Origin of the sequence: Paenibacillus sp. 598K (genome assembly GCF_003851045.1) — a bacterium.
Classification (GTDB): domain Bacteria; phylum Bacillota; class Bacilli; order Paenibacillales; family Paenibacillaceae; genus Paenibacillus_D.
This window is the reverse complement of the sequence record NZ_BFBX01000154.1, coordinates 2,446-3,431: the sequence shown is the minus strand read 5'-3', so window position 1 is coordinate 3,431 and position 986 is coordinate 2,446. Positions and strand designations below refer to the sequence as shown.

General features: G+C 64.5%; 1 pseudogene. It reads right to left on the bottom strand.

Going from position 1 to position 986, the window contains the following annotated elements:
* Positions 1 to 986, bottom strand: a pseudogene (locus PA598K_RS36730) (hypothetical protein); the annotation flags it as partial.

The following is a 986-nucleotide window of genomic DNA, read 5'->3' as shown; positions in this document are numbered from 1 at the left end:
CTGCTGCACCGCACGGTTGGCCAACGCTGCCGAGCCGACGCTGCCTGTAGCGAGCTGTCCCTCGCCGACAGAGCCTTCCGCCAGTTGGGTCATGCCGACGGCACCGATGCCGATATGCTCCTCGCGGATAGCGAGCGACGCGATATGGTCGCTCTGCACACTCGCCTCCTCCAGGTGAGCGGAGCCGACAGCTCCCTCCGCGAGATGCTCGCCGTCGACGAGTTGCCCGGTCAGATGCTGACGTACGATGGAGCCGGGGGCCAGCTTATCCGCAGTGACGCTAGCGCGCCCGAGGTGCCGTCCATGGACGGCTTCGCTGCTCAGCTTTTGCGGACCGACGCTGCCGTCGGCGATTTTGGAGGTTGTGACTGCGTGATCGGCCAGCTTGATCGTCGTCACGGCCTGATCGGCCAGCGTACTGGAGGTCAGACTGCCACTCTCGATATGCTGTGAGCCGAGTTCACCTTGGGCGAGATGGACGCCTCTTACGGCTCCCGGCCGCAGATGCTCGCCGGAGATGAGTCCCGGCACGATTTTGTCCGGCGTTACGCTTCCCGCTTGCAGCTCCCGACTTCCGACGGCGCCCTCGGACAGATGGACGGCCGATACGATGTCCGGAGCCAGATGCTTTCCCTCGACAGCACCTGCCGTGATATGATCTGCGAGCAGGGCGCCCTTTTGAATATGCGAGCCATCGATCGACTTCGCCTGGATCTTCGACCCGTTTACAGAGCCGTCGCGCAGCTTGGAGGCCGTCACGGACGATTCGGCGAGCTTGGCAGTGTCGACCGCTTCATTGGCCAGATGGTCGGCACCGATTGCTCCGCTCTGCAGCTTGGCTGCGCCGATCGATCCATCCTCCAGTTGCTCGCCATTCAGGCTCCCGAGCGCCAGATGCCGCGCCTCGACCGCCTGATCCGCCAGCTTGTCGCCGCCGATCGCGTGATCGGCCAGCTTGTCGCCCGTGATGCTGCCGTCCTTGAGCT